This is a genomic window from Anaerovorax odorimutans (assembly GCF_024459955.1).
In the GTDB taxonomy this organism is placed as follows: Bacteria; Bacillota; Clostridia; order Peptostreptococcales; family Anaerovoracaceae; genus Hominibacterium; species Hominibacterium odorimutans_A.
Genome location: NZ_JANFXK010000267.1, coordinates 1 through 212, shown reverse-complemented (window position 1 = coordinate 212; position 212 = coordinate 1). Strand labels below are relative to the sequence as shown.

Below are 212 nucleotides of genomic sequence, written 5' to 3'. Positions count from 1 at the left end.
ATCGGCGGTACTGGATTTACAGGTCTGATCGATGAAGTGAAAGTTTATAACCGTGTATTGAATGAAAGTGAAATACTTTCCGCAATGAAAGTAAAAGGATTAAACATTGCGGATACGAATCCAACGGTAAATATCGGAGAAACGTATCAGATTACAACAAACTTGATAACAGACGCCGAAGATAAGACGATTACATATGTCTCAAACAAGCC

At 37.7% G+C, this 212-nt stretch carries 1 protein-coding gene; it reads left to right on the top strand.

Features of this window, described 5'->3' with window-relative positions:
* On the top strand, positions 1-212 hold a 212-nt coding region (locus NE619_RS18735; RefSeq protein WP_256133953.1), incomplete at both ends, for a LamG domain-containing protein.